Annotated in this window: 22 protein-coding genes; 12 read left to right on the plus strand and 10 right to left on the minus strand. The window is 52.0% G+C overall.

The features are described from left to right. Positions 1-18: 18 nt before the first annotated feature. Both KUE00_RS13910 and KUE00_RS13915 read right to left on the minus strand, forming a co-directional pair. Positions 19-867, minus strand: a complete 849-nt coding sequence (locus KUE00_RS13910) for a manganese catalase family protein (RefSeq protein WP_246760493.1) — start codon at positions 865-867, stop codon at positions 19-21. Positions 868-1,427: 560 nt separating this feature from the next. Continuing rightward, positions 1,428-2,135 carry a phage antirepressor KilAC domain-containing protein gene (locus KUE00_RS13915; RefSeq protein ID WP_246760494.1) on the minus strand — a complete coding sequence of 236 codons (708 nt, stop codon included), beginning with the start codon at positions 2,133-2,135 and terminating at the stop codon, positions 1,428-1,430. Positions 2,136-2,333: 198 nt separating this feature from the next. Between KUE00_RS13915 and KUE00_RS13920 the strand changes: the two genes are divergently transcribed. Continuing rightward, entirely contained in the window at positions 2,334-3,449 is a 1,116-nt protein-coding gene (locus KUE00_RS13920; protein ID WP_246760495.1) for a PQQ-dependent sugar dehydrogenase, read from the plus strand. A gap of 32 nt (positions 3,450-3,481) precedes the next feature. Here KUE00_RS13920 and KUE00_RS13925 read toward each other — a convergent pair whose 3' ends face one another. Next, the gene (locus KUE00_RS13925) at positions 3,482-4,129 is read right to left on the minus strand and encodes an HAD family hydrolase (RefSeq protein WP_246760595.1); all 648 of its coding nucleotides are present in this window, start codon (positions 4,127-4,129) and stop codon (positions 3,482-3,484) included. A gap of 276 nt (positions 4,130-4,405) precedes the next feature. On the opposite strand from KUE00_RS13925, the gene KUE00_RS13930 reads away from it, so the two are divergent. After that, positions 4,406-5,569, plus strand: a complete 1,164-nt coding sequence (locus tag KUE00_RS13930; RefSeq protein WP_425523586.1) for a serine hydrolase — start codon at positions 4,406-4,408, stop codon at positions 5,567-5,569. Between the two features lie 72 nt (positions 5,570-5,641). Here KUE00_RS13930 and KUE00_RS13935 read toward each other — a convergent pair whose 3' ends face one another. From KUE00_RS13935 to KUE00_RS13945, 3 genes are all read right to left on the minus strand, one after another. Next, positions 5,642-6,907, minus strand: coding sequence for an HAAAP family serine/threonine permease (locus tag KUE00_RS13935; RefSeq protein WP_246760497.1), 1,266 nt, complete (start codon positions 6,905-6,907; stop codon positions 5,642-5,644). 482 nt (positions 6,908-7,389) lie between these two features. After that, entirely contained in the window at positions 7,390-7,995 is a 606-nt protein-coding gene (gene ybjG, locus KUE00_RS13940) for an undecaprenyl-diphosphate phosphatase (RefSeq protein WP_246760596.1), read from the minus strand. A 382-nt stretch (positions 7,996-8,377) separates the two neighbouring features. Next, positions 8,378-10,063, minus strand: a complete 1,686-nt coding sequence (locus tag KUE00_RS13945; RefSeq protein WP_246760498.1) for an aspartate:alanine antiporter — start codon at positions 10,061-10,063, stop codon at positions 8,378-8,380. Positions 10,064-10,334: 271 nt separating this feature from the next. Here KUE00_RS13945 and ybjM point away from each other — a divergent pair, with 271 nt between their 5' ends. Then, a complete protein-coding gene (gene ybjM / locus KUE00_RS13950) occupies positions 10,335-10,703 on the plus strand; it encodes an inner membrane protein YbjM (RefSeq protein ID WP_246760499.1) in 369 nt (122 codons plus the stop codon). 386 nt (positions 10,704-11,089) lie between these two features. Here the strand turns inward: ybjM and KUE00_RS13955 are convergent, their stop codons facing one another. Further along, positions 11,090-11,353, minus strand: a complete 264-nt coding sequence (locus KUE00_RS13955) for a GrxA family glutaredoxin (RefSeq protein ID WP_125288765.1) — start codon at positions 11,351-11,353, stop codon at positions 11,090-11,092. A gap of 184 nt (positions 11,354-11,537) precedes the next feature. Here KUE00_RS13955 and KUE00_RS13960 point away from each other — a divergent pair, with 184 nt between their 5' ends. The 8 genes from KUE00_RS13960 to potI all read left to right on the plus strand — a co-directional run bounded on the left by KUE00_RS13960 (position 11,538) and on the right by potI (position 18,523). Continuing rightward, on the plus strand, positions 11,538-11,822 hold the full coding sequence (locus tag KUE00_RS13960; RefSeq protein ID WP_246760500.1) for a DUF1418 family protein: 285 nt from the start codon (positions 11,538-11,540) through the stop codon (positions 11,820-11,822). Continuing rightward, positions 11,806-12,528, plus strand: a complete 723-nt coding sequence (nfsA, locus tag KUE00_RS13965; RefSeq protein ID WP_246760501.1) for an oxygen-insensitive NADPH nitroreductase — start codon at positions 11,806-11,808, stop codon at positions 12,526-12,528. The genes KUE00_RS13960 and nfsA overlap by 17 nt, the downstream gene beginning before the upstream one ends. Before the next feature lie 21 nt (positions 12,529-12,549). Next, a complete protein-coding gene (gene rimK, locus KUE00_RS13970; RefSeq protein WP_246760502.1) occupies positions 12,550-13,452 on the plus strand; it encodes a 30S ribosomal protein S6--L-glutamate ligase in 903 nt (300 codons plus the stop codon). A gap of 86 nt (positions 13,453-13,538) precedes the next feature. Beyond that, positions 13,539-14,018: a YbjN domain-containing protein gene (locus tag KUE00_RS13975; protein WP_246760503.1), complete on the plus strand. Its 480-nt coding sequence runs from the start codon at positions 13,539-13,541 to the stop codon at positions 14,016-14,018. 380 nt (positions 14,019-14,398) lie between these two features. Next, positions 14,399-15,508, plus strand: coding sequence for a spermidine/putrescine ABC transporter substrate-binding protein PotF (potF, locus tag KUE00_RS13980; protein WP_246760504.1), 1,110 nt, complete (start codon positions 14,399-14,401; stop codon positions 15,506-15,508). Between the two features lie 89 nt (positions 15,509-15,597). Continuing rightward, positions 15,598-16,731, plus strand: a complete 1,134-nt coding sequence (potG, locus tag KUE00_RS13985; RefSeq protein ID WP_246760597.1) for a putrescine ABC transporter ATP-binding subunit PotG — start codon at positions 15,598-15,600, stop codon at positions 16,729-16,731. A gap of 11 nt (positions 16,732-16,742) precedes the next feature. Then, positions 16,743-17,681, plus strand: a complete 939-nt coding sequence (gene potH, locus KUE00_RS13990; RefSeq protein ID WP_246760505.1) for a putrescine ABC transporter permease PotH — start codon at positions 16,743-16,745, stop codon at positions 17,679-17,681. After that, a complete protein-coding gene (gene potI, locus KUE00_RS13995) occupies positions 17,678-18,523 on the plus strand; it encodes a putrescine ABC transporter permease PotI (RefSeq protein ID WP_246760506.1) in 846 nt (281 codons plus the stop codon). Before potH ends, potI begins: the two co-directional genes overlap by 4 nt. 243 nt (positions 18,524-18,766) lie before the next feature. Here potI and KUE00_RS14000 read toward each other — a convergent pair whose 3' ends face one another. From KUE00_RS14000 to KUE00_RS14010, 3 genes are read right to left on the minus strand one after another with little or no spacing between them, the layout of a single operon-like run. Beyond that, a complete protein-coding gene (locus KUE00_RS14000; protein ID WP_246760507.1) occupies positions 18,767-19,870 on the minus strand; it encodes a M20 peptidase aminoacylase family protein in 1,104 nt (367 codons plus the stop codon). A 21-nt stretch (positions 19,871-19,891) separates the two neighbouring features. Then, positions 19,892-20,365 (minus strand): YjiG family protein, encoded by a 474-nt coding sequence (locus tag KUE00_RS14005; protein ID WP_246760508.1) that lies wholly within the window; start codon positions 20,363-20,365, stop codon positions 19,892-19,894. Then, positions 20,355-21,020, minus strand: a complete 666-nt coding sequence (locus KUE00_RS14010; protein WP_246760509.1) for a nucleoside recognition domain-containing protein — start codon at positions 21,018-21,020, stop codon at positions 20,355-20,357. Before KUE00_RS14010 ends, KUE00_RS14005 begins: the two co-directional genes overlap by 11 nt. Before the next feature lie 272 nt (positions 21,021-21,292). Here KUE00_RS14010 and KUE00_RS14015 point away from each other — a divergent pair, with 272 nt between their 5' ends. Further along, positions 21,293-21,754 carry a YbjO family protein gene (locus tag KUE00_RS14015; protein WP_246760510.1) on the plus strand — a complete coding sequence of 154 codons (462 nt, stop codon included), beginning with the start codon at positions 21,293-21,295 and terminating at the stop codon, positions 21,752-21,754. The last annotated feature ends 22 nt before the right edge of the window (positions 21,755-21,776 follow it).

Genomic DNA, 21,776 nt, shown 5'->3' on the forward strand with positions numbered 1-21,776 from the left:
TTTATACGCCAGAACGGCCTATTTCTTTGGTGCTTCACCCGCGATCATCTGCTCTTTTTGCGCACCTGAACCTGGCTTAGCCGGGCCAAGAATAGGCTCTTGACCTAAAATATCCGGCTTTTCTTTTGCCGTAAATTGTCCGACGCCATCATAGGCCGGACCTTCACTCCAGCGGCCTTTCGGCAGCGGTTTATCCAGCGAAGTATTCAGACAGTAGTAAGAATGTTCCTGCGCTTCCTCAGACTGCGGAAAGCTGTTCGGAATCGGCATAGAAGCGCTGATACCGCCCATGTCTTCGATGACCGCCAGCCACTGCTGCTGGTGCATGGTATCGCGAGCAATCAGGAAGGAAAGGAAATCCTTCATGCCTTTATCTTCGGTCAGATTATATAAACGAGTAGCCAGAACGCGGCCGGTCGCTTCTGCGGTGACGTTAGCCAGCATATCCGCTGCAACGTTGCCTGAAGCATAGATATGGCTCATATCAAACGCCATACCGTTGGCGTTGACTGGCATAGCCGCCAGGCCAGAAGAGAGAATATGGCGTGGGTTCATTCCGCCGAGAATGGCGTTAACCACCGGGTCTTTTGCCGATTCTTCCTGGTAAGAAAGCGGTGCGCCTTCAAGGTTAAGCGCGACGGCATGGCCCAGCATTTCGATATGTGCCAGTTCTTCCGTAGCGGTAGAGATCAGCAAATCTTTGATACGTGGATCGCCACGTGTTCCCATAGCCTGAAAAAAGTACTGCATAGCAACGCGAATTTCACCTTCTACGCCGCCGATAGCCTGCTGTAACAGCATGGCAAATTCTGGATCGGGCTTGTCGACTTTTACCGGATATTGCAACTTCGATGAATGGTGGAACATAGTCTCCTCCAGATACGCTATTGAAATAAATTACCCCATAAAGCCTGGATGACTTTGCGGAAAATGAAAGGAGAAAGCGAAAAATTTTATTTAATGAGTAAGTTTCAGGTGGGGTAAGGCTTATTTTATCCTTGAGTGTTATGCTAATGTCCAGATAGATTTAATGGTTATAGCTGGGCGATTTTTGTAGTTGAATTCATGCCTAAACCATAAATTGTTATTTTAAATCAAACAGATAAAATTAATTCCGCTGTTGTTGTGAGGTCTTTTCTTTATATTGTCTTGCCAGGTATTTTCTAAGGTAAGATATTTCTTATATCGATGTTTTTACATTGCTGCTAGCGGCATGAGCGACCATTTAATAATGAGGTTTTGATCTTATATAAAATCGTTTTAATTATCGCCCTCCCATATTACTAACAGGTTTTTTATTATTCAAAAAGGATCTGCAAGCTTAAGTTACGGGCAGGAAGGTAGGGAGCTTTGGAATATAACGTTCACAATACAGCGAGCCTCTTTTTATCGCAGGCTCGCTATAGGGGCCAGGAGAAGGTGGTCAATCAGGCCGCTGCGCCTTTGGTTTGCGTAGCCAGATGGTTTGCCCATAAATTCGTCACCCACTTCACGCCTTTAGTCGTAAAGCGAGCCTGGGAAAAGGCGTGCTGGTTCTCGCCCACGCTGGTATGAACCGTAAAGTAGCCTGCCTGCACGTGATGCTGTTGCGGCATCAGCGCGCCGTTAGCGCGATACATAATATTGCGCTCAAACAGGAACTGGCGGAAATCGGGTTCTTTTACCTTTAGCATCTTGCAGAGCTGACGAAAACCGAGCGAATCTTCCACCTGTACAAAACGGTCAAAGAATTCCGCCTTTGGGGCGAACAGTGCCAGCTGTTGTTCGGCAGCCTGACGCTGTTCAAACTGTTCTGCCCAGGCGCGTGCGGCCGCTGCCGGGTTAGTGAAGTCCGGCAGACGGGTGGTTTTCTCGCGCTCCTGCCAGATATCCAGCGCCTGAGCAATGAACGCAGGTGCAAGGCGAGCCACCGCCAGCAGCGAGTCGCGCTTGTTCAGGCAGTATTCCTGACGCATCTCACCTTCGCGTTCGTATAGGTTCACCGTCAATGGCTGCGACAGACGCTGCGTCGTTTCCAGCGTCTTGATCATACGTTTCACTTCGCCGTGCGCAAGGCCGACCAGTCTGGCAATTTCACGGCTGCTCATCGAGACCGGATTATTTAGCGTATTGAGGTTTTCTGTCGAAATCATCATAGGTTTCACCCTAAGCTTTCCAGGAGACACCCGAGCGGGCAGTAGAAATATTATACAATACGCTGTTTAAATATCCAGTACTTTTTTTGGCCGATCCAGTAAGCTGATTCCATTACGCATTTTGCGTTTTTGTAAAGATGACGCCCTCGCAGCGCGGCTCCGCTAGATTTAATGCAGCTCATCCTTCAGGAGAAAAACATGTGCCGACTGCTGCAAACGTGTTTGCTGGCAATAACGCTTTTTACGCTCGGTAACGCCCAGGCTGAAGAGGTTACCGTTACTGAACTGCAAACAAATCTGAACCATCCCTGGGCCATTGCTTTTTTGCCGGATAGCCAGGGAATATTAATTACCGAGCGCTCCGGCCAGCTTCGCCTCTGGCAACAAGGGAAGGGGCTTTCTGCGCCCCTTAGCGGCACACCGCAGGTTTGGGCGCACGGGCAGGGGGGCCTGCTGGATATCGCGCTGGCTCCGGACTTCGTGCAGAGTCGCCGCGTCTGGCTCAGCTACACCGAAGCGGATAGTCGTGGTCATGCAGGCGCAGTGGTGGGGTACGGAGTATTAAACAGAGAGAACACGCAGCTACAAAATTTTAAGGTTGTGTTGCGGCAGGAACCGAAGCTTTCCAGCGGGGCTAACCTTGGTTCGAGGCTGGCTTTTGACGATAAAGGTTATCTGTATGCCAGCTTTGGCGATAATTTTCAGGCCGACAGCGCGCAAAATTTGCAACAGCTGGCCGGTAAAATCGTGCGCCTCAAAAGCGACGGCAGCGTGCCGGAGGATAATCCCTTTGTCGCTCGGCAGCATGCTCGCGCTGAAATCTGGAGCTACGGCATGCGCAATCCGCAGGGGCTGGCGTTGAATCCCTGGACCCGGCAACTCTGGGAAAGCGAGCATGGCCCACGCGGGGGTGATGAGATTAATATTCCGCGTAAAGGCCAGAACTATGGCTGGCCGCTGGCTACCTGGGGCATCGATTATAGCGGCGAAAAGGTACCCGGCTCCAAAGGCGGAAAGGTGCCCGGTACCGTACAGCCCGTGTTTTACTGGAAAGTTTCGCCAGCCATTAGCGGCATGGCTTTCTATGACAGCTCGCGTTTTCCCCGGTGGAAAGGTTCGCTGTTTATCGGCGCGCTCAAGGAAAAGAGCCTGATCCGGCTACAGGCAGAGGGTGAACGGCCCGAAGAGAAAGCGCGACTATTGGCAAACCGTGGTGAGCGCATCAGGGATGTCAGAGTTGGGCCAGACGGCTATCTGTATGTGTTGACGGATGAAACAAACGGCAAATTGCTCAGGATAGGGGCGTTAAAGTAAGACCTGCGGGCCGCGTTAACGACCCGCAAAAATTATTTTACCCAGCGACAAACTTCCCAGCCGCGCTGCTGCGCCAGCTGATGTAGTGATTCTGCCGGATTAATAACGCAGGCGTGATCGGCCTGTTCCAGCATTGATAAATCACTAATAGAATCACTGTAGGCCCAGGTACGATGGCATCTGGCCTTAACAGTTAGCCAGCCATCCGTAGCGGGGCCTTCCTGCTGCCAGGTCATGCTGCCGTAGTGCCGGCCGCTATAACGATCGTCAATAATTTCTACACCGGTGGCACATGCGCCGTGAGCGCCGAGGTGTTGCGCAATAGGCACAACCAGATGTTCACCACTTCCGGAGACAATCATCACCGTATCGCCGCGCTGCTGGTGCCAGGCTATTTTTTCACGCGCGGAAGGATAGACCCTGGGCAGAATGTCGCGTTGAATAAAACGCCTTACCCAACCGGAAACGGTGAGCGTGCCCATTCCTGCCAGCGGCGCAAGAAGCGTATTCATATAGTCATTTATCGACAGGGCACCCTGGTCGTACTGCGTCGTTAACGCCTGCTCTTGCTCAATCATCGAGGCGGGAGCAAATCCCTGCGAAACCAACCAGCGTAGCCACAGGCTGGTGCTGTTATCACAGATAAGCGTTTCATCAAGATCGAACAGAGCTAAGTCCATCACGGCAACCCCCCTAAGCAATTTTATTCAGATTAGCGGAGTTTTGTGACCAGCTTAGCACGACGGATAAAAATCAGAATTAGACCTGGTGACCGCCCTTGAAGATTCTCTAATAAAGTAGAAAAAACTTTACGGGAAGTCGGTTCTCTTTGCCCGCCAGAAAAGTTAGCGTAGTGGACGATCCGTCAGCCGCCGAGATAAATTTTTTATCTTTCATAAGGATATCCTGTTCCCGCCATGAATAATTCGCGCTTTTCTGCCGTTATCGGCACCGTCATGCTTCCCGTCCTCTGCCTGGTATCACTCCCCTACAGCCAGGCAGCAGAGCCGCCCGCGCCGCCGCAGATTGAGGCCAAAGCCTGGATACTGATGGATTATCACAGCGGAAAAGTGCTGACCGAATTTAATGCCGACAGCCGTCACGATCCGGCCAGCCTGACGAAAATCATGGCCAGCTATGTCATCGGTCAGGCGATAAAAGCGGGAAAAATTCATGATGACGATTTGGTCACCGTCGGCAAAGATGCCTGGGCTACGGGCAATCCGCTGCTGAAAGGATCATCGCTAATGTTCCTGAAACCCGGCGACCGTATTCCCGTATCCGAACTGAACAAAGGTATTGTTATCCAGTCAGGTAACGATGCCAGCATTGCCCTGGCCGATTATGTTGCTGGCAGTCAGGACTCTTTTGTCGGGTTAATGAACGGCTACGTCAGGGCGCTGGGCCTGAACAACACCCATTTTAAAACCGTGCACGGACTGGATTCCGACGGTCAGTACAGTACCGCACGCGATATGGCGCTGCTTGGCCAGGCATTAATTCGCGATGTACCCGCAGAATATGCGCTGCACAAGGAGAAAGAGTTCACCTTCAACCGCATCAAACAGCATAACCGCAACCGTCTGTTATGGAGCACCAATCTGAACGTAGACGGCATCAAAACCGGCCACACGGCCGGTGCGGGCAACAACCTCGTTGCTTCGGCAACGGAGGGGGATCAGCGTTTAATCTCGGTAGTACTGGGCGCGGCAACGGACGCCATTCGCTTTCGGGAAAGTGAAAAGCTGCTGACCTGGGGCTTCCGCTTTTATGAAACCGTGACGCCCATTAAGGCCGATAAGCCTTTTGCTACCCAGCGCGTCTGGTATGGCGATCGTAAAGAGGTCAATCTGGGCGTCGCGAAAGACGCAGCCTTAACGTTGCCTAAAGGCGAACTAAAAAATCTCAAGGCAAGTTTTGTATTAAATGAGCCGCAGCTTACCGCGCCGCTGGCCAAAAATCAGGCTGTGGGTACGATCGATTTTCAGCTCAACGGCAAGACTATTGAGCAGCGGCCGCTGGTGGTAATGGATGAAGTAAAAGAGGGCGGTTTTTTCAGTCGAATCGGAGATTTTATATTGATGAAGCTGAACGGCTGGTTCAGTAAGTGGTTTTCCTGAGGGCCTGAGGCAGATGGCTGAAAGAGATGAAAACGTTCAGGGCCAGCGCAGGCTAACCCTGAACAGAACGATTTATACCAGGTCGTAAGCGATAGCGGAAATAGCGATCAGGCCCAGCAGCACAACAAATACGTTACTGATTTTACCGCTGTACTGACGCATAGCCGGCACTTTATTGATGGCATACATCGGCATCAAAAACAGCAGCACGGCAATAACCGGCCCGCCCAGCGTTTCAATCAGCCCCAGGATGCTTGGATTCTTTGTGGCCACAAACCAGGTGGTGAAAAACATAAATACCGCTGTTATCCGGTTAAGTTTATGCTCCGCCGGGGCCTTGTTCTTACCCATAAATTTCACTATCAGGCCGTTAAATCCTTCCCGTGCGCCAAGATAGTGGCCCAGGAAAGATTTGGTAATGGCAACCATAGCAATCACCGGAGCCAGCCAGGCCATCAGCGGCGTGTCAAAATGGTTAGCAAGATAGGAGAGAATAGAGATGTTTTGCTCTTTCGCTTCCGCCAGGTTTTCCGGCGACAGGCTCAGCACGCAGCTGAACACAAAAAACATCACCGTAATCACCATCATTAAATGGCTGCGGGCCAGAATGCGTGAACATTTCTCTTCGGCACCCTCACCATATTCCTGACGTTTTGCAACTGCAAACGCGGAGATAATCGGCGAGTGGTTGAACGAGAAGACCATAACGGGGATCGCCAGCCACAGCGTCATCCACAAGCCTTTGCCGCTGCTAACGCTAACGTGATGGAACAGAGCGCTGTTCCAGTGCGGAATCAAAAAAAGCGCCAGCGCCATCAATACGATGACAAAGGGATAAACCAGCACGCTCATGGTTTTAACGATAAGCTCTTTGCCAAAACGGACGATGGTCATTAAGCCAAGGATCAGAATCAGCGACAGCAGCGCTCTTGGCGGCGCGTTCAGGTGCAGCTGATGGGTGACAAAGCTTTCAACCGTATTGGTAATGGCCACGCTGTAGACCAGCAGAATAGGGTAGATGGCAAAAAAGTAGAGCAGCGTAAGCAGACTACCGGCGCCCGTACCGAAATGCTCTTCTACTACGCCGGTAATATCTTTATCGCCGCGGCCGGAAAGGACAAAGCGACACAGGCCGCGATGGGCGAAGAACGTCATTGGAAAAGCCAGCAGCGCCATGATAACCAGCGGGATAAGCCCGCCAATCCCGGCGTTGATGGGCAGAAACAGTACGCCAGCGCCGATTGCCGTGCCGTACAGGCCCAGCATCCACATGGTGTCGCTTTTACGCCAGTCTGAGAGCGTACTGGTCGCTACCCCGGCTGTTTTAGTTGATTCCATTGACGATCTCCCGGTTAAAAATAGTGAATTAAAAAACGCAAAAGCAAACATCTGCTTTTCTGTCGGACGTTGTTTAATTAACTACTCTGGCTGAGGCGAGCGACACTCTACCATTTGGAACGCAAGAAGGAAGGGGAAAATGCTGCGGTTGATAATCATCTCACAATATTCAGATGTGATTTTTTAGAGTGTTAAGCTGAAGCTGGTTTTAATGGCAGAGAGATGTTCTATAAGAGACCGCTTATGGCAGTTCAAAGAACCATATTTTGGTGTTTATCGTTTGGTTAAATAATGTTCAGGAAGAGAGGTGTTAAATTTAAAATGATTTTAAATCAATAGGTTGCGTATATCGGCGTATTGGTTTTGTTCAGTTGCGCAACGGAAGAATAAAAAGTCTTTATTATTCTGTACCGTTGCGCAATAAGGTAATGTTGGTTTAAACGCCAGCGACAAAGCGCTTATTGTCCTCAATATCAGGAATATTATTCACGTATCCAACCCTTACGAATAGGAAAGGCGAACAGAAAGCGATAGATTGAGGAAATATTCTGCAATAAGCGTCGTCCACAAAATTGCCACGCAATCTGTGCGCACAAGCAAGAGAGCATACCCAGCAGTAAGCCGCCTAACATATCCATCGGCCAGTGCACGCCAAGGAAAACGCGCGACCAGGCAATCAGCAGTCCGGCGACCAGTAGCAACACGCCCGACCAGACGCGATGCCAGCAAAGAAAGGCGATAGCAAAGGTAAAAATAATGGTGCCGTGATTACTGGGGTAGGATTCGGTTGCGTCATGCGCCATGAACTGATGGCCAATACCTACTACAAAAGGCCGCGGATGTGGCCAGGCCCGCCCAATCAGCCAGGAGGTAATCAGCGCCACTGCAAGCGCCATGGCTGTTTTTAAGACCAGTTTACGTTGTGAATGGAGCTGGTTTTTCTGTCCCCATAACCACAATGCGACAATCAGCACGGGCACGACGGCAATTAAATCACGAGCGACTAAGGTTGCCAGCGAAATCAGCCAGGACGGTGTATCAGGGGTAGCGTTAATCCAGAGAAACAGCGTCCGGTTCAGCTCTTCCAGCATGTTTTTTCCTCGTCATGTTCAGCAGATACGCGGCGTATCTGAAAATGAAAACCGCTAAGCCAGTCCGGCATCAGCAAATAAAGAACGTCATAGTGGCTGGCGGGGGCAGGTAGCCTGCCTGTTTTATAAACGCCCCATAGATATCAGCCGGATAGAGTAGAAGCGGTCAGGCGAAAGATAAATAGTCTCGTTCTTAATCAGGCAGGTGGTTGTGGCTTTGTTAAGAATTGATGACAGAGGATTTTAACCGTGCAGAAAGAAAAAAACCCGTCAATCACAGGATTAACGGGCTCCACAATCTGGGGATTTCAAAGAAAAGCAGTGGCATTAATTAAGACTTCAGCCCGATATAAAAGTTCGCCTGAAATCACAAATTATTTTACCCACCTAAAACAGGCCAGATCAGCACGATAAATGTACCGGCTAAGGTCAGCAAAACGTTAGCGATGGCATAGGTTCCGGCATAACCCAGCGCGGGAATATTACTGCGGGCCGTGTCGCTGATAATTTCCATGGCCGGTGCGCAGGTTCGGGCGCCCATGATGGCGCCGAAAAGCAGCGCACGGTTCATTTTTAATACCCAGGCGCCAAAAATAAAGCTGATGATCACCGGCAGCAGGCTCACCACCAGCCCGGCTGCCAACATCAGCAGACCGGTATCGCCCATATTATGCGACAGGCCGCTGCCCGCGCTTAAACCGACGCCTGCCATAAACACCATCAGGCCAAACTCTTTAACCATGGTTAAAGCGCCCTGTGGAATATAGCCAAAGGTTGGATGGTTGGCGCGTAAAAAGCCCAGCATAATGCCGGAAAATAATAGCCCGGCGGCATTACCGATACTGACGCTAAAGCGACTGAACTGGAAAGTGATCATGCCGACCATCAGGCCGATAATAAAGAAGGCGCAAAACGCCAGCAGATCGCTAACCTGGCTATGAATGGAGATAAAACCGATGCGATCGGCGACGGATTTAACGCGTCGGGCGTCGCCGCTGATCTGTAAAACATCACCTTTATTCAGAATGATGTTGTCATCAATTGGCATCTCAATCTGGCTACGGATAACCCGATTCAGAAAACAGCCGTGGTCCGTTAGCTTCAGCTGGCTGAGGCGCTTATTTACCGCATTGTTGTTTTTCACCACGATCTCTTCGGTGATAATGCGCATATCCAGCAGATCGCGATCGAAAACTTCTTTTCCGTTACGGAAGCTGGGATCGAGACGAGAGTGAGCGTCCGGGTAGCCGACGAGGGCAATTTCATCGCCCTGTTGTAAAACCGCGTCGCCATCCGGGTTTGCCAGAATCCCGTTGCGGCGAATGCGTTCTATATAGCAGCCGGTCTGGCGATAGATACCCAGCTCGCGGAGATTTTTGCCGTCGATCCAGGCGACCAGCTCAGGCCCGACGCGGTAAGCACGAATAACCGGCAGGTAGACTTTGCGCTGCTCCGCATCCAGCCCGCGCTCGCGGGCAATTTGCTGAGCGCTGGTAGGCAGATCCTGATGCTGTAACTTAGGCAAATAGCGCGCGCCGAAAATCAGGCTGACCAGACCAATCAGGTAAGTTAACGCGTAGCCGAGGCTAAGGTTATTTTGGGCCTGTCTTAACGTTGCGGCATCCGACAAGCTGTGCCGTAACGTATCGCCTGCGCCAACCAGAACCGGCGTAGAGGTCATTGAGCCAGCCAGCATGCCCGCCGTCAGGCCGATATCCCAGCCAAGGAGCTTGCCTAAACCCAGCGCGATAAGCATGGCGCTCAGCACCATCACCAGCGCCAGCATCAGATAATTTTTACCGTCGCGAAAGAATATGGAGAAGAAATTAGGCCCGGCTTCCACGCCGACGCAAAAAATAAATAACATAAAGCCAAGATTAAGCGCGTTGGGATTAATATTGAAATGCTGTTGGCCAAGCAGTAATGAAACTACCAAAACACCAATGGAATTACCCAGTTGAACAGAACCCAGGCGTAATTTGCCCAGGCATAGCCCCAGCGCTAATACGACAAATAATAACAGAATGTCATTTCCACTTAACAAATCTGCGACGTTTATATTCACGGTTTAACTTCTTGTTTACGAGTAACGTGTTGAATTAAAGGATTTTTTGCGCTAAATTTATGGCACTGCCAGCAGAGCAGCGGCAACATTCAGGATTATCCGCGAATTACAGCCAGGACCAGATAAAACGGTCGTCATTTTAATCGCTTCACGCTTTTTCAGCCAGTAAAAGCCGTCGCAAATACGGCTTTTTGTTAATCGATAACGGGGAAGATCGGTCGGAGTTCATCAGGCCAGGTGATCACATCAATTACCGAGAGAAGATCCTATTATGTTTAAGGGTATGTCCTGGACAAGCGTAGCGCTTAGTTTTGTTCTCTACAGCATTGTATTTTTAGCCGTACGTTATGGCATGGTGATTAACGGCTCGCCATGGGCAAAAGCGCAGCCAGGCCTGCTGATGTTCACGCTACCGGGTGCTATCGCCGCGCTGACGACGAAAGATCATCCGCTTACGGTGGCGTTGTTCGGCGCTATACCAGGCGCGCTGTTTTGTTTCGGCATTTTGCATTACTTTTCGCTGCACCACTGCTGCTTTTTACAGGAGCTGGCGTTTGATACCAGCGCTGTATTCTGGTGTGGTTCAGGTGCGCTGGGCGTCATGCTTTGTCGAACGCTGTTCTGGCACGAGCATACCTGATGCTGTTCCGGCACAAGCTTATTTAATGCCGTTGTGGCATACGCATAGCTGATGCCGTTGTGGCGTACGTATAGCTGATGCCTTTGTGGCGTACACATAGCTGATGGCGTTGTGGCGTACACATAGCTGATACCGTTGTGGCGTACGCATAGCTGATGGCGTTGTGGCGTACACATAGCTAATGCCGTTGTAGCATACACATAGCTGATGCCGTTGTGGCGTACGTATAGCTGCTGCCGTTGTAGCATATGCATAGCTGATGCTGTTCCGGCATTAGCCTGCTTAAGACGGGCAATGCGATAAGAGCTGGCATGTGGTCAGAGCATAAAAAAAGAGGGCCAACAGGCCCTCTTTTTTATGCAACAAACAGTGTGTTGCAAACAGACTTACTGGAACAGGCCCAGGTTTTCTTTTGCATAGGCTTCAAAATCGGTGCAGCCGCCAATGTGGGTCTGGTCGAGGAAAATCTGCGGCACGGTTTCAACAGGCTTGCCTACGGTTTTTTCCAGATCCGCTTTGGTGATGCCTTCAGCGTGAATATCCACATAGCGGAAGTTAAAATCTTCACGCTCTTCGGTCAGCTTTTCAGCCAGTTCTTTAGCGCGGACACAATAAGGACAGCCAGGACGTCCAAAAATTACAGCAAACATAGGTTTCTCCTCAAAGGCCGGATTTTATGTGATGTACATCACAATTTATCATGTAATGGCGTCTATGATGCCCACTTCTTTTGTTGAAAGAAAGAAGGATTTGCCTGTCAGTTCGATTCGTTTCATCTATATATAACAAAACGGATACGCTTAAGCGTCATCGTCCTTTAACAAAGGAAGCGGTATGCGCAACTTTACATTGAGCCGGATGCCCAGAGCGGTAGTGCTGATGGAAGCGCTGGGAGGAATAATGCTGTTGCTCTCTTACTTCGTGCTTCATCAGATGCTACCCTTGCCCGCATCTTTTTCTGGCCCTGGCGCCGCCACGATAGTATTACTCGTCGGCGTCCTGCTGATGCTGCCAGCCGCCGTAGTGATAATGTGGCGTACGGCAAAAGCGATGGTGCCAGAGTTGTTTCATTCGGGCCATAAACCCTTACCAGGAGAGAAGCATGACGCCGACCATTGAGCTACTTTGCTCGCACCGATCTATTCGAACCTTTACTGACCAGCCCGTCGGCGATGCCGAGCGCGAAGCAATTATCGCCGCTGCGCAGTCGGCTTCCAGCTCCAGCTTTTTACAATGTTCTTCTATTATTCGCGTCACCGACAAAGCAACACGTGCGAAGCTGGCCGAGCTGAGCGGTGGGCAGAAGTATGTGAGCCAGGCCGCCGAGTTTTGGGTGTTTTGCGCGGATTTCAATCGCCATCTGCAAATTTGCCCTGAGGCGCAGCTGAGCCTGGCAGAACAGCTGCTGCTGGGCTGCGTTGATACCTCACTGATGGCGCAAAACGCGATGATTGCCGCAGAATCGCTCGGACTGGGTGGCGTCTATATTGGCGGTATACGTAACGGTATTGAGGAAGTCACCGAACTGCTTGGCCTGCCTAAATTTGTTCTGCCGCTGTTTGGGATGTGCCTGGGCTGGCCGGCGCAAACGCCTCAGCTTAAGCCGCGGATGCCCGCTGCGATGCTGGTGCATGAAAACCGTTACCAGCCGATTGCACCGGATGTACTGGCTGCCTATGACAAACAGCATGAGGAATATTATCTGACCCGTAACAGCAACGCGCGGCAGGAGAGCTGGAGTGAACATATCCAGAAAACCATCATCAAAGAAAGCCGTCCATTTATGCTGGACTATCTGCACAAGCAGGGCTGGGCCACGCGTTAAGCATCCTTTCGGAGATATCGGGTGAAAATAGCGATACTTTCCCGGGACAGCTCGCTTTACTCCTGCAAGCGGCTGTTGGCTGCGGCGCGTGCGCGCGGCCACTGCGTTGAGGTTATCGATCCGCTTTCTTGCTATATGAATATCAATCCGGGCTCGTCGGCTATTCATTATCGCGGCAGGCAGCTGGAGCACTATGATGCGGTAATCCCGCGTATTGGACCGGCCATTACTTTTTACGGGACGGCAGTACTACGCCAGTTTGAAGTGTGCGGCAGCTACCCGCTGAACGAATCTGTCGCCATCACTCGCGCCCGCGATAAGCTGCGCTCGCTGCAGCTGCTGGCTCGTGAAGGCATAGCGATGCCCATTACCGGATTCGCTCATTCACCCGACGATACCAGCGATTTAATTAAAATGGTGGGCGGCGCGCCGCTGGTGGTAAAGCTGGTCGAAGGTACGCAGGGCATCGGCGTGGTGCTGGCGGAGACGCGACAGGCGGCAGAAAGCGTGATTGATGCGTTTCGCGGCCTGAACGCCCACATTCTGGTGCAGGAGTTTATTAAAGAAGCGCAGGGCAGAGATATCCGCTGCCTGGTGATTGGCGGTAAAGTCGTCGGCGCCATTGAGCGGCACGCCAGGGAAGGCGATTTCCGCTCAAACCTGCATCGTGGCGGCAAGGCGTATAAGGTACAAATTACCGACAGCGAACGGGAAATCGCCATTCGCGCGGCGGCAACGTTGGGATTAGACGTCGCGGGCGTAGATATTTTACGTGCAGAGCGCGGGCCGCTGGTTATGGAGGTTAATGCTTCGCCGGGTCTGGAAGGTATTGAAAAGGCCACGGGTTGCGACATCGCCAGGCTGATGATCGTCTGGCTGGAGCAGCAGGCGCGTCCAGGTTTCTGTCTGAAAACCGGTGGTTGAGGCGATATTTATCTCACAGCCGTGGTGTTTAAAAGCATTTTTACGTAAGCTAGGGCGCAATTTTAAGGCAGTAAGAGACCAACTACATGGATTCACTCGTCGTTCCCGATATCGATCTTCTGCGACGTTGGCTGGATCAGCAAAGCATCACCTGGTTTGAGTGTGACTCCTGCCAGGCGCTTCACCTGCCGCATATGCAAAATTTCGACGGGGTGTTCGATGCCAAACTGGATCTGGTAGACAATGTCATTTTGTTTTCAGCGCTGGCAGAAGTAAAGCCAACGGCGCTGATCCCGCTGGTGGGCGATCTTTCCCAGATCAACGCCAGCTCGCTGACCGTGAAAGCTTTTGTCGATATTCAGGATGATAATTTGCCCAAGCTGATTGTTTGCCAGTCGTTCTGCGTGACGGCCGGGCTTACCTACGGCCAGTTTGTGCATTTTATGAAGCAAAGCGAAGAACAGATCTCTATGGTGGTCATGGAGGCCTTCGCCAACCATTTGCTGATTGCTGGCGAAGAAGAAGACCGCAGCGAAACAATCTCATCCCACTCGATGCTGCATTAAACCGCGCGGCGTTTCAGGGCCTGTAGCTGGCCCTGCCTTCTCTGTTTTTCCTTTTGCCGCTATTTTCATCATTTTTTCCCGCTATTCCTCCCGCTTTTATGCTGCTATAAGGCCATAAAACCCGAATTTTATCTGGCATTTCGGGCGCTTTGTTGCTCGCATGAAGAGTAAACGTGACTAAAAATCGATAAATGGGGTTTTTTGCATCCCGCTATGGCCTGGCCCTGCTTACAGGACTATCCTTGCGAAACTGTATTTATCATGCAGCGTCGCATAGGTTTTTTCTATTTAACAGTACGATGCCTAATCCGTTATTTTAAGGAAGCGCGTCGTCAGCCTGGCCGTATTCGGTGTGATTATCTTTTTTGAGGATAGAAAATATGTTCAACCAGCGTAAAAAATGGTTGTCAGCTATGGTAGCTGGCGTGGTGATGGCGGTTTCTGCCGGATCGTTTGCGGCTGACAAAACGCTGCACGTCTACAACTGGTCTGATTATATCGCACCGAATACCGTTCCCGATTTTGAAAAGCAGACCGGTATCAAAGTCATTTATGACGTTTTTGACTCCAATGAAGTGCTGGAAGGCAAGCTGATGGCGGGCAGCACCGGCTACGATATCGTGGTGCCATCTTCCAGCTTCCTGGCTCGCCAGCTGCAGTCCGGCGTGTTTCAACCGCTGGATAAAAGCAAGCTGCCAAACTATAAAAACCTCGATCCCGATCTGCTGAAAAAAGTCGATCAGCACGATCCCGGCAACAAATATGCGATTCCTTACCTGTGGGCGACCACCGGCATCGGCTATAACGTTGATAAAGTGAAAGCGGCGCTGGGCAAAGATGCGCCCGTTAACAGCTGGGATCTGGTACTGAAGCCAGAAAACCTGGAAAAACTGAAAAGCTGCGGCGTCTCTTTCCTGGACGCGCCTGAAGAAATCTTTGCTACCGTGCTTAACTATTTGGGCAAAGATCCTAACAGCAGCGACGCAAAAGATTACTCCGGCGCGGCGACCGATCTGCTGCTCAAACTGCGTCCGAGCATTCGTTATTTCCACTCTTCGCAATACATTAACGATCTGGCCAACGGCAATACCTGCGTGGCTATCGGCTGGGCTGGCGATGTATTACAGGCTAAGAACCGCGCGATTGCGGCGAAAAACGGCGTGAACATCGCCTACAGCATTCCAAAAGAGGGCGCGCTGGCGTTCTTCGACATGCTGGCTATTCCAAAAGACGCGAAAAATCTTGATGAGGCCTATCAGTTCCTCAACTACCTGCTGGAGCCGCAGGTGATGGCCAATATCTCGAATAAAGTGTTCTACGCCAGCGGCAACAAAGCCTCGGTACCTTTAGTGAATGAGGATATTCGTAACAATCCGGGCATTTACCCAACGCCGGAAACGATGGCTAAATTATTTGTGCTGAAAGTACAGGATCCCAAACTCGATCGTGTGCGTACGCGAGCATGGACTAAAGTTAAAAGTGGTAAGTAACTGAAGCCTGGACTGATTACAACAGAGGCGACCCGCCTCTGTTTTCTTATATGGCATGCCCGCTTTTACAGCGTTGGAGTGTAATGGAAGTGAACGACGCGATCTCTCGCCCGCAAAAAAAAGTCAGCAAGGCCGTAACGCCGCTGCTGGAAATCCGCAATCTGACCAAGTCTTTCGAAGGACAACACGCTGTTGATGACGTCAATCTGACCATTTATAAAGGTGAGATTTTCGCGCTGCTGGGCGCTTCCGGCTGTGGTAAATCGACGCTGCTGCGTATGTTGGCTGGCTTTGAGGCTCCCACTTCCGGGCAAATTATGCTGGATGGCCAGGATCTTTCCCACGTGCCGCCGTACCAGCGCCCCATCAATATGATGTTTCAGTCCTACGCGCTGTTTCCGCACATGACCGTAGAGCAGAATATCGCTTTTGGTTTAAAGCAGGATCGACTGCCAAAAAATGAGATTGCCGATCGCGTAGCGGAGATGCTGACGCTGGTGCATATGCAGGAATATGCAAAGCGCAAACCTCATCAGCTTTCCGGCGGTCAACGTCAGCGCGTGGCGCTGGCCCGCAGCCTGGCTAAACGGCCCAAGCTGCTGCTGCTTGATGAACCAATGGGCGCGCTGGACAAAAAGCTGCGCGATCGCATGCAGCTTGAAGTCGTGGATATTCTGGAGCGCGTCGGCGCAACCTGCGTAATGGTTACGCACGACCAGGAAGAAGCGATGACGATGGCTGGCCGCATCGCCATTATGAACCGTGGGAAATTTGTGCAGATTGGCGAGCCGGAAGAGATTTACGAGCACCCAACCACGCGCTACAGCGCCGAATTTATCGGCTCCGTTAATCTTTTTGAGGGTATGCTGCGTGAACGCCAGCCCGACGGCCTGGTTATCGACAGTCCGGGCCTGATCCATCCGTTGAAGGTGGATTCTGATGCTTCGGTTGTGGATGGCGTGCCGGTACACGTTGCGCTGCGTCCGGAAAAGGTGATGCTGAGCGAAAATGTTCCTGCCGATGGCTGTAACTTTGCCGTCGGTGAGGTGGTGCATATTGCCTATCTGGGCGATCTCTCTATTTATCACGTGCGTCTGCACAGCGGCCAGATGATTAGCGCGCAGCTGCAAAATGCTTATCGCTTTCGTAAAGGCACGCCAACCTGGGGAGACGAAGTACGTCTTTGCTGGGATGCGGACAGCTGCGTCGTTCTGACCCAGTAGCGGGAGGTTTTATGGTGCAACACTCTGTCAATAAACCTGCCGCCAGGCGTCCGGGCTGGCTGAACAGGCTGCGGTCAAGCCGTAAGGTCGTTATCGCGCTGCCTTATCTGTGGTTTATCCTGCTATTTTTGCTGCCGTTTCTGATCGTATTGAAAATCAGCTTTGCCGACATTGCCCGTGCGATCCCGCCCTATACGGATCTGGTTAGCTGGGCAGATGGTCAGCTGACAACGGTAATTAATTTTGGCAACTATCTGACGCTAACGGACGATCCGCTCTATATCGATGCTTATCTGCATTCGCTTCAGGTTGCGGCTATTTCGACCATAGCCTGTCTGGTGATTGGCTATCCGCTGGCCTGGGCCGTGGCGCACAGTTCGCCTTCTACGCGCAATATTCTGCTGCTGCTGGTGATCCTGCCTTCATGGACATCCTTTTTAGTGCGCGTTTATGCGTGGATGGGGATTTTAAATGACAACGGGATTTTGAATCGCTTTTTAATGTGGAGTCATATTACCGATCATCCCGTTGCGATCCTCTATACCAACCTGGCGGTCTATATCGGCATTATTTACTGCTATTTGCCCTTTATGGTGCTGCCAATCTATACCGCGCTGACGCGGATTGATTATTCGCTGGTGGAGGCTTCTCTGGACCTGGGCGCGCGTCCGCTGAAAACTTTTTTCAGCGTGATTGTGCCGCTGACCAAAGGGGGCATTATCGCAGGCTCAATGCTGGTATTTATTCCGGCTGTTGGCGAGTACGTGATCCCGGAACTGCTGGGCGGCCCGGACAGCATTATGATTGGCCGCGTGCTGTGGCAGGAGTTTTTTAACAACCGCGACTGGCCGGTCGCTTCGGCGCTGGCGGTGATTATTTTGTTGATTCTGATCCTGCCGATTATCTGGTTCCATAAGCATCAGAACAAAGAGCTGGGGAATAAAGCATGAGCGCCTTACCAACCGTGCGTTCGCCATGGCGCATCGCAATTTTGCTGGTCTGCTTCTTTTTCCTCTATGCGCCGATGGTGCTGCTGGTGGTTTATTCATTCAACTCTTCGCAGCTGGCGGCGTGGGAGAGTTTCTCGCTGCACTGGTACAACGTCCTGTTTCATGACGATGCGATGATTAGTGCAGTAACGTTGAGCCTGAGCATCGCCGCGCTGGCGGCAACGGCCGCGGTCATTCTGGGGACGGTTGCGGCAGTCGTGATCGTGCGTTTCGGCCGTTTTAAAGGCTCTACCGGTTTTGCTTTTATGCTGACCGCACCGCTGGTTATGCCGGACGTCATTACCGGCCTGTCGCTGCTGCTGCTGTTTGTGGCGATGGGGAACACCTTCGGCTGGCCGGGCGACCGCGGCATGTTAACTATCTGGCTGGCGCACGTGACTTTCTGTACGGCTTACGTGGCGGTGGTGATTAACTCCAGGCTGCGCGAGCTGGACAGGTCTATTGAAGAAGCCGCGATGGACCTCGGCGCTACGCCGCTGAAGGTATTTTTTGTGATAACCGTTCCTATGATTGCGCCCGCTATCGTTACCGGCTGGCTGCTGGCCTTTACGCTGTCGCTGGATGACCTGGTGATCGCCAGCTTTGTTACCGGACCTGGCGCAACGACGTTACCGATGCAGATTTTTGCTACCGTGCGTCGCGGCGTGAATCCGGAAATCAACGCGCTGGCTTCGCTGATTTTGTTTGTGGTAGGGCTGGTTGGCTTTATCGCCTGGCGCTTTATGGCGCATGAAGAAAAGCAGCGCATCCGCGATACGCAGCGGGCGCGCGGTGGGCATTAAGTTTATTTAAAAGCTAAGGCGCGAAGAAGTCCGGCAGAAATGCTGTAACTCTCAAAGCAACGTCACTGCCTGACTGCAAGCCGATTGGATAAACGGCCCGTCTGGCGCATGAATGCGCCAGACGGGCCAGCAGGGATGATTTGTCCGTGTTCCGCCGGCTCTTGCTGGCTTTGAGCGGCAGCGACGTTCCGGCGCAGTTTTAGCAGGCTTCAGCTAGTTTCAGTATCCTGCGGACGCAAATCGTTATCCCAATACTTTTATCACGCAGGCTTTAAAAATCTTTACGGCGCCAGGTAGCGCATTCAGTTCAAAACGCATATCGGGATGATGCAGGCCTGGCGTCAGGCCCGTGCCTAACCCCCAGAAACCCGCTTTTATTTGCGGACGCTGTACCGGATAGTGAAAAAAATCCTCGCTGCCGGGCGTGGAGCGAACCGGCATCAATGCGGCTTCGCCGAGCACCTCCTTAATAGAGTCAGCTACCAGCGCGCTCATCTCCTCGTCAATTTCGGCAGCGGGCATAGCTTTCATTACCTCAATTTGCGCCGTAGCGCCAAAGGCCGCTGCACTCTGGATAATCGCCCGTTCAACACGGCTTTGCAGCAGCGTCATATCCTCGTTTTCCGCCGCGCGCAAATCAAAAACCACGCGGGCTTCATCAGGAATAGAGTTAGTTACGCCCGCATCGCACAGAAAGCGCGTCGCTTTAGCACTCCAGGTTTTTCCCGGAGGTAAATGCACGGCATTAACGGCCTGCACGGCGCTGGCGGCGGCATCCAGCGCGTTCACACCTAAATGTGGCCTTGCCGCGTGGGCGGTTTGCCCGCGTATTGTCGCTTCAAGCGTTACGCAGGCCGAATAATACATCGCGGGAATCGCTGTCCCGACCGCGCACTCTTCGGCCGGACGGAGATGAAAGCCGACTATCATATCAACGTCATCAATAGCGCCGCCGGCGATCATCGCCAGCGCGCCGGTGCCCAACTCTTCCGCAGGCTGGAAAATCAGCTTCAGGCGGCCTTTTTTAATCGCCTTTTCCGCTATCAGTTCCTGAGCAGCGGTCAGCACAACGGACGAGTGTGCATCGTGACCGCAGGTGTGGCGCGCGCAGGGTTCGCCGTTAATCACGTGGCCCAGCGCATCCATATCGGCACGCAGCGCCAGCGTCGGGCCAGCTACGCCGCTTTCCAGCGTAGCAACAATGCCGGTAGTACCGTTGAAATTATCCGTAACCTGAAAACCAGCGGTCTTTAATTGCTGACTTAAATAAGCGGAGGTTTTAAATTCCTGGAAGCCCAGCTCCGGAATTTCATGCAGGTAAGCGTAGTGTTCAAAAACTTTTAACAAGGCAGGTTCTCCCTTTTACTGTCAGGCGATAGCGCGCATCACCAACATGGCGATAACGGCATTAAAAATGCTGGTTAGCATCAGCAGCGGCCAGTATTTTTTAGGTACGTCGGCCACGCCCAGCAGGCGGCCCATATACTGCAGCTGCGATCCCATCAGGAAGATAGCCGGCGCCAGAATAGTCACGTCGGCCCCGGTCAGCACGCCTTTCGCCAGCAGGCTGACGGCGACCCCGGTTCCGGCAGAGGAGGAAAGCCATGCGGTTAATAAGACGGTTACGGCTTCGCCAGGCAGGCCAAACAGCCCCATCACCGGCGCAAAGAGCTTGCCAATAAAGGTCATTATGCCCAGCAGATTAAGCATTTCGGCAATCACATAGGCCATGATGACGTTCGGCATCAGATTATGTATGGCAATGTGGAAGCCTTTGCGCGCGCCCACGACAAAAACGTCAAAAGGATTACGGGAAACGATGACCGGAGGATTATTTTTCATGTTGAAACTCCTGCTTATAGAAGGTCGTTAATACCATGCGTACCACGGCGGCCCCAACGAATTTAAGGACGAACATTAACAGCAACGGCACCAGCACGGGGACGGAAAGAGAAACAAACAGCGCTGAGCCGATGGCAAAATAGTTATTAATTAAGCCTGCGCCGGAGTATTGCCAGGCGGCCATAATCACAACGTCCTTTTTACTGATTTGCTGCTCATCGTGTAGCTCTTTGGTCAGCGCCGCGCCGGCATCGGTGCTTTGCAAATCGGTAATCAGGGCCAGACCGCAGCGTCCCGGAATGCCTAATAGCGGTTTAAGCAGCGGCGTCAGCAGCTTGTGCGCAGCGCGAATTGCACCGTAATGGGTAAATATTTCCAGCAGGCCCAGCGCCAGCATCACGGTGGGAACTAATGAAAGGGCGAACAGAAAACCCGCTTTAGCGCCCGTGCCGCCTTCACCAACAAAGGTTGCGCGTGCGGTATCTTTGATGGTGCCGAACTTGCCGCCCAGCGTGGTGAAGTCGAAAGCGCCCAGCCATTTTGCATCCTGCACGTTTAAAAACAGCCCGGAAAAAAACAGAATGGCGACGATGAGTGCCAGATAAGCCCCCAGACCTGGCGACCAGCGCTGGCGGTTTGCCGATTCAGTATCCATAAATAAACTCCCTGCGTAGTAACTGTCGCTATCAAGCGCGTTCGGTGGAAATAGCCCGCAAACTGGTCTAAACATAATTTGCGGCCGTTTCAGCTTATAGCTAAGCAGTTATCGTGCCAGGGCAATCAATATGGATAAAAATGGGCCGACGGAGAGCGTTATCAGCTGCTCTGGTCGCGAGCAAAAACCGCAACGGCTGAACAGGCAAAAAAGAGCAGGTCAATGCCAGAGCGGCATGGCTGCACCAAAACAGGGCTTTGGTGGAGAACAAAATGTCAGAAGTGCTGAAACATGAAAAGGTAATGACGGATCCTTATGCCATTCCCGTTCCTGTGCTGGTGGCCGCTACTGCTATCATAATGACACGCTGTCTGGGCATCGCACTGGAAGTGCATGAGATGGGCCTGGCGGAACTGGTTAATTTTGTTCAGCTCACGGCACAGTCCTGGCGCGATACGCTGATTTTTATCGCGGGCCAGCTGCTCTTTTTTATTCAATTACGCTGCGCTTTCGCCCTGCTGCATGGCCGCCACTGGGGACGTACTGGCTACGCCTTGTCACAGCTGGTGGTCGTCAGCTATATGCTGTTGGTTCATGCAGGCTGGCTTGATTCAGCCCTCTTTACCAATGTTAAAGAAGGGCAGCTGCTTATCATGCAAAAACTGCCTGACCTGCTGGTGCTGATGCTACTGTTTGTGCCAGCATGCAGCCGGGATTTTTTCCGGCAGCGCTAAACGGACAGTGATACAATTCCCG

It is taken from the genome of Erwinia phyllosphaerae, assembly GCF_019132875.1.
GTDB classification, from domain to species: Bacteria; Pseudomonadota; Gammaproteobacteria; order Enterobacterales; family Enterobacteriaceae; genus Erwinia; species Erwinia phyllosphaerae.

What these genes read in the sequence shown, in the direction of transcription:
- KUE00_RS13910 (WP_246760493.1), bottom strand. Translation starts at nt 867, where the DNA reads ATGTTCCACCATTCATCGAAGTTGCAATATCCGGTAAAAGTCGACAAG.
- KUE00_RS13915 (WP_246760494.1), bottom strand. Translation starts at nt 2,135, where the DNA reads ATGATGATTTCGACAGAAAACCTCAATACGCTAAATAATCCGGTCTCG.
- KUE00_RS13920 (WP_246760495.1), top strand. Translation starts at nt 2,334, where the DNA reads ATGTGCCGACTGCTGCAAACGTGTTTGCTGGCAATAACGCTTTTTACG.
- KUE00_RS13925 (WP_246760595.1), bottom strand. Translation starts at nt 4,129, where the DNA reads ATGGACTTAGCTCTGTTCGATCTTGATGAAACGCTTATCTGTGATAAC.
- KUE00_RS13930 (WP_425523586.1), top strand. Translation starts at nt 4,406, where the DNA reads ATGCTTCCCGTCCTCTGCCTGGTATCACTCCCCTACAGCCAGGCAGCA.
- KUE00_RS13935 (WP_246760497.1), bottom strand. Translation starts at nt 6,907, where the DNA reads ATGGAATCAACTAAAACAGCCGGGGTAGCGACCAGTACGCTCTCAGAC.
- ybjM (WP_246760499.1), top strand. Translation starts at nt 10,335, where the DNA reads ATGTTTAAGGGTATGTCCTGGACAAGCGTAGCGCTTAGTTTTGTTCTC.
- KUE00_RS13955 (WP_125288765.1), bottom strand. Translation starts at nt 11,353, where the DNA reads ATGTTTGCTGTAATTTTTGGACGTCCTGGCTGTCCTTATTGTGTCCGC.
- KUE00_RS13960 (WP_246760500.1), top strand. Translation starts at nt 11,538, where the DNA reads ATGCGCAACTTTACATTGAGCCGGATGCCCAGAGCGGTAGTGCTGATG.
- nfsA (WP_246760501.1), top strand. Translation starts at nt 11,806, where the DNA reads ATGACGCCGACCATTGAGCTACTTTGCTCGCACCGATCTATTCGAACC.
- KUE00_RS13975 (WP_246760503.1), top strand. Translation starts at nt 13,539, where the DNA reads ATGGATTCACTCGTCGTTCCCGATATCGATCTTCTGCGACGTTGGCTG.
- potF (WP_246760504.1), top strand. Translation starts at nt 14,399, where the DNA reads ATGTTCAACCAGCGTAAAAAATGGTTGTCAGCTATGGTAGCTGGCGTG.
- potH (WP_246760505.1), top strand. Translation starts at nt 16,743, where the DNA reads ATGGTGCAACACTCTGTCAATAAACCTGCCGCCAGGCGTCCGGGCTGG.
- potI (WP_246760506.1), top strand. Translation starts at nt 17,678, where the DNA reads ATGAGCGCCTTACCAACCGTGCGTTCGCCATGGCGCATCGCAATTTTG.
- KUE00_RS14005 (WP_246760508.1), bottom strand. Translation starts at nt 20,365, where the DNA reads ATGAAAAATAATCCTCCGGTCATCGTTTCCCGTAATCCTTTTGACGTT.
- KUE00_RS14010 (WP_246760509.1), bottom strand. Translation starts at nt 21,020, where the DNA reads ATGGATACTGAATCGGCAAACCGCCAGCGCTGGTCGCCAGGTCTGGGG.
- KUE00_RS14015 (WP_246760510.1), top strand. Translation starts at nt 21,293, where the DNA reads ATGTCAGAAGTGCTGAAACATGAAAAGGTAATGACGGATCCTTATGCC.